At 51.6% G+C, this 6154-nt stretch carries 2 protein-coding genes and 1 pseudogene; all 3 read right to left on the minus strand.

From position 1 onward, the window contains the following. Window positions 1-4175 (minus strand): annotated as a pseudogene (locus tag APR53_00115). A gap of 1 nt (window position 4176) precedes the next feature. Then, window positions 4177-5388, minus strand: coding sequence for a hypothetical protein (locus tag APR53_00120; GenBank protein KQC04252.1), 1212 nt, complete (start codon window positions 5386-5388; stop codon window positions 4177-4179). 307 nt (window positions 5389-5695) lie between these two features. Next, the gene (locus APR53_00125; protein KQC04253.1) at window positions 5696-6151 is read right to left on the minus strand and encodes a hypothetical protein; all 456 of its coding nucleotides are present in this window, start codon (window positions 6149-6151) and stop codon (window positions 5696-5698) included. Window positions 6152-6154: the final 3 nt, after the last annotated feature.

Below are 6154 nucleotides of genomic sequence, written 5' to 3' on the forward strand. Positions count from 1 at the left end.
TCATAGGAATAGGTCAGATCCTGAAGCCCGGCAGTGGAGATGCTTTCAAGGCGGTGATTTGTTTCATAATATGCCAATGTTGTCGAGACCCCGTTTGCGAAGTCTTTACGGATGATATTGCCATCGTTGTTGTAATCAAACGCGTCGACGATCCCGCTGACCGCATCAAGCAGGCCCTGATTATTATACTGGTAATCCGTGACTTCCCCGGTAGGATACCGGATTGCCGTCGGTCGATCGGCCGAATCGTACTCCCGCTCGGTTACCCATACCCGGCCGTCAACCTCCTGTTCCTCGCGAATGGACCGGAGGCGCGAATCGTATGTATAGTGTGTCGTACTGATACCGTTGCTCATTTCCGAGAGAGGTCCTATCGTGCCGCTGTCATAGACGTACGTGACGTCATTATCCACAGGATAATCCTTGTAAATCGCGCGATTAAGGGGATCATAGGTGATGGATGTCTTCCGGCCCCGCGCATCGGTCTGGGATATCAGATTGCCGTTTGCATCGTATCCGTACTGCCATCGGCCCATATCGGGATCAATTTCTTCGATCTTCCTTCCCAGGGTATCATAGCTGTACCTGAACTGATTTCCTTCCGTATCGGTAATGCTGAGCAGATTATCAAGGGTATCATAGGTATAATCCGTCGTGAACGTCGATGACGGCATGAATTCCCTGACCCGGACCGTCCTGTCGTAGGCGTCTTTCCGGATTTCGACCTGGTTTCCGTTCTCATCGGTTTCAATCTCAAGCCAGTGGTCGTAGGTTGTCGTCCGTTGGGTTTCGTCGGGGTTTTTCGTCACCACGGTCCGGCCAAGGGCATCATAGACGTACGAAGTGGAACGGACGGAGGGGGGCTGGGCATAGGTCCACCCGGCCGATTCATCATAGGGGACGGTCTGTTCGGCAACACGGCCCAGCTTGTCGTACAGGGTTGATGCCACAATGGCCCTGCTGGTATCCTCCGCGTCGGTTCGTGTCTGAATGCTCTGCCCCATCCCGTCGTAATGGGTAATCGAATCAAGCGTGCCGCTCTGTCCGCTCGTTTCGCGCCGGGACGTCAGGATCGACTCGGGGGCGACGCCATCGAGGAGATAGTCATAGGTGACGGTCGGATAGCCGGTTGAATCACCGGGCCGGATTACCTGCATGATACGGCCGAAAACATCGTAGGCATATCTGGTTGCGAATCCGTTCGGGTCGATCACACGCAGGATGTTGCCGGTTCCAAGATCGTAGGAATATCGTGTCGGATGCCCGAGGGCATTCGTAGTGAGTTCCTGGAAGGTGAACGTCGGATCGGTGATACCATACTCGTAGGTCTCTCTTTGGCCGTTTGCATCCGTGATTGATACCGGATTTCCATAGCTGTCGTAGGAATATGTTGTCACCGGATTTGCCCCGGTATCAAGCCATACTTCTTTCCTGGTGACGGCTCCCTGCGTCGGCGGAGTGTCCGGCGTGGTGTGACCGTCATAATAGTACCATGCCTCAGCCGCCTTCGTGAGTCCGTCAGCCTCAAGTAAGGTCATATGCTTCGGGCGGTTGACGATCCATGCGGCGGGGTTGTAGGTATATTCGGTTACCGATGTTTTTTCATCCCCCGATACCGCATTATCGCCCTGCATGGCCTGTACGATGGTATTTCCGTACTCGTCGTAGTCATAGGATACGGCCGTCACTTTCGGACCGGTTTCCCGGCCATCATAGAGCGACATTCGTGATTCGTCAAGATGCGTGACGAATACACCTCCATCAACCTCGTAATGCCAGGTCTGCTCGGTGGCCTGATAGATTGATCCGGCATCGTCATACACCTCGGTCTTATATTCCTTCCCCTTGAGCGCATCGTCCTGACAGAAGTAGTGAATCTGCTGCTGATCGAGTGCATCCGTCACAATAACCCTGCCAAAACCACGGAATTCCTGATTGATGTGGTCGAAGAAGCCTTCTTCGTACAGCATCGATTCCTGTGCGCTGATTCCCTGCACACCTGAGATACCATTCTCTTTCGTGGTCGATTTCACGCACTGCATCACAAACCCGATTTCACTATCGGGAAGATCCGAGGTCGGCATGTAGTCGATCGCAATGGTCCCGCCAATCCCGTTATTAACCTGAATTAACCGGCAGGCATGCCCTTCGCCTGCATGCACCCATGCTTCCAGGGCATGAATAATATCACTCTGCCCGTCGCCGTTTGCATCCATCGGAATGGCACGTGCCCAAGAGCGACCGTCTTCGTGCCGATAGACAAACGGATACGGGGCATACCAGCGGCTGTCACTCACCCATCCGTCGCCGGTGTTGATGTAGGCCTGCACATGGAAATCCTCAACACCGTCCTCGTACTCCATATCTGCCCGTATCATGTCGGAAAGGCCGTCACCGTTGACATCGATAAACCGCGAACCTATTCTGCTCTGGAATGTAAAGGGATGTCGCCATTCGTTCGTATACTCCCAGCCGGTACCATTGTTGAGATAGGTAGCGGTGGAACTTGGCAGGAAGATATCGGGAAGTCCATCGCCGTTTAAGTCGGTCATTTCGTAATATTCATTGAAGCGATCGTAGTAGAAATCCTCATAGACAAACGGCACCGGGGGGGCCCACCGGGTATCATGCACCCAGCCGTTTCCGGTGTTGATGTAGGCATCGTTTACGAAGTATTCGTAGGGGTACGGCTTGTCCCGGTCATAGTACATATACCCGCGAATAAGATCCACCAGACCGTCGCCATTCACATCGGTAAAGCGCCATCCTTTTTGCCCCTGTGGTGAAACCGATAATCTCCAGCTTGTATTTGTTTCCCAGCCGTTTCCGGTGTTGATCAGCGTGTCTGTAATTACAGCGAAGATATCCGGGCGGCCGTCACCGTTCATGTCCTGCACCCAGGCATCGTCCCAGAATCTCCCGTCATCCGTCTTATAGTAACAGAACTCAATGGGAGGTGCCCACGTGTTGTCGTGCACCCACCCGTTTCCGGTATTAATCCAGCTGTCATTGAGGAACTTTTCATAGGGATAGGGTAACGTCGGATCATAGTATTTGTAGCCGCGAAGGATGTCGGGAAATCCGTCACAATTGACATCCACGACAATATACCCTTTGGCACCTCCCAGATAGGTCGGGGCTTTCCAGGTCGTATCCTGCACCCACCCAATCCCAAGCTCCTCATATTCGAAGGTGACCGGAGGAAGGGAAGAGATGCCATCCGCTCCGATCCGGTCGATTTGGGAGATGAATGAAAGTGTTGACGGATCATTGGCTTCATAGGTCAGACGGTAGGTTGAGACGAGATTGCCATCCGCGGTAATCCTGATTTCAGCCAGCCGGCGGGCAATCCGCATTTTATTACCATTATTATAGACGGTAGCCATATCCGGCCGGTCCGTCGCTTCGAGAATGAATTCGACAACACGCTTCTTGTCATTGTTGTACTCGATTCGAGCAGGATACACCGCTCCGATGTCCTTCACTGTCGGGTTTTCGGTGTAGGAATAGTAAATGTGGTTGCCGAAGGTGTCCACGACTTCATCAAGGCTCCAGCGCCAGACAGCATCTCGGGTGCTCATGACCGTCTCGGCATCAATCGTGTACCCGAAGCGATACTGCAGGCCGCCCGGGGATTTCACCAGCCAGTACTCCCCCTTTTCATTCAGGGGACTTCCGGCGAGTTTTTCGACGAAGAGATAGGATTCCTCTTCCGTATGATACCGTCCGTCGGAAGGAGTCAACACGAGCGGATACTGCTGTCCGTTCAGTATGAGATCGAATGTATCATCGGCGGGATCATCGGGTGTGCTGTTTACATCACGCTGGATATAGCTCCCGGTCAGGCTCCACCCGGCCCCGGCCCAGCTCGACCTGTCCTTGGCATTGTGGCTGTTGTAGCTCAGCACCAGTTCAGGAGCAAGCTCGTTTGTTCCCGGCGGAAGATCGATGGAGTAGGCATAGGTTCCGCTTCCGGTATAGAGGCTTGTCTGAAATACGCCCTGTTCCGTAATCACCGGCACATCCGGCTCCAAGCTGTCCTGAATGCAGGGGATGAAGGGATTTTCACTGGTGGGGACTGCGGCTGATGCGAGAGCAGGGATGAATAATAGTATAAATGTGAAAGCCATGAGGCTTCCGTTTCTATTAATTATTTTGGGTTTATTGAACATCATCTCATCCTCCTGAGGCTGAATTGCGCTCATTTTGCTTATTTATAAGACGAGATTCCCATTTCTGTCTCATTTCATCTCCTTCAGTCCTCATATCTTGGAAGGCATTTTCGTTTCCAATCAGGGCCTCTACCAATTTCTCTCTCGTAATCTCCCAGCCTTCACTGAAAATTGCAGCTACTGTAAATGCTTCCTTGCCACTGCAATCTCTAATGACCGGTTCATCTATCAGGCCAACTCCATCCGCCATTTTTAATCCCAATAATGGAAGGAAGGCAACCCAAAAAGAGGGCGTTAATACGACATGACCTGTATCTCGAATTTCATGATACCGGTTTACCTGCTCACTATTACTCTCATCAACGAAAAGTGCCGCAGCAATAAAAGCTAAATCAGATCCCATTTGTGCGATCTGAGCCGATTGACCTATCACAGGTATGGGGATGTCGGGGATTATGGCAGATTTCACTGTAGAGACAATAGTATCCGCTCCCACTTGGAGCATCAAATTAATACCATGACCACTGGGGTCCGTGTACCTCACCGGATTATTCAGTACATAGGCATATTTATTCAGATTCTGTGGGTTATATATCTCTTGAATTATGGAGTCGGGCTGGGTAAACCGCGTCAGTTCGGGATCATAATACCGGGCGTCATAGTAGTATAGCCCCGACTCGGCATCGAATTCCTGGTCGGTGAAGAGGTACGTGCTTCCCTCCCCTGCATGCTCCTGCACGGAGCCGTACGGAAGATAATCGACCTTCTCGGAAAGGGCCCCGGATGCGTCGGTAACGACGCTCGTGCTCCCGAGGTGATCGCTGTGATAGTAGTACATGGCCCCGTCCGAATCTTTTCGTGCAACCCGTTCGTTGTTGGCGAAATAGTAGGAGGTCTCCACCGCATCCGTTCCGGAAACACGGGTCTCGAGGAGTGAACCGGTATAGTAGGTGGTGACACCGTTTTCCACCTTCTTAACCCGCTGGCCATTGGCGTCATAGAAATATTCCGCGACAACCGCCGAATCGGAAGCATTGATAATTCGTACAAGCTGGTTGGCATCGCTATACTCGAAGACGAAACCATTTCCCTCGATCATATTCCCGTTAGCATCGTACGTGAATTGATCGATGGTCGTCGCAGCCGAAACGGGCTGCAAGGATACCATCAGGAGAAGGAAAATAACAAAGATGACCGACCATTTATTCTGCGACATGGATTACCCTCTTCCGGATCGATGCCGTCGAATATGACACTCCGTAGACAGGTGGGGCGAAGCACGCAAACCGATCGAATTTCTTTATGAATCAACGGTTGAGACGCATCAATCCTTAATGAAAAATCAGGATGCAGGTATATTAATGAGTGCAATGCATTTCAGCTAATCACTATAGATTAATTAAAAGTCAGGAATTATGGCGATTCTCAAAACAAACGCACCTTATTGGTCGAATATGTGCGAAGCCCGAAGAATATATTGTATAAACATAGTATATATATAACTTAAAAAAGAATTCGAGGCCTTAATCTCGCCTGAACACCATCGAAACCATGAGAATGGCACCGATAATGCCGAGCGGGACAAGAAGAGTCGGGAATTCCGGAACTGCGGGGGGTTCATTGCAGACGGTCACATCCGCAGAACCCGCTACATTATCGCAGGTTGCTGTGATGACTACAGAACCTTCTGTAAGGGCTTCGAAGAGACCGTTTGTATCAATCGTTCCGACAGTCTCATCAGAGCTGGTCCAGACAATGCCGGAACACGGCATGACCTGACCGAACTGATCGTAGCCCGTCGCCGTGAACTGCTGGGTAGCCCCGGTTTGTACTATCTTGACCGCAGGAGTCACCACGATAGTGGTGAGCACCGGCTGAGGCGGTATTTGTGTCAGCGTGAAGTCGGCACTTACGGTGCTGTCCGCGACAATGACCACGGATTGGGGAGAGGGTTCAACGTATCCGGCAAGTTTCACCACGAC

Origin of the sequence: Methanoculleus sp. SDB (assembly GCA_001412355.1) — an archaeon.
Taxonomy (GTDB): Archaea; Halobacteriota; Methanomicrobia; order Methanomicrobiales; family Methanomicrobiaceae; genus LKUD01.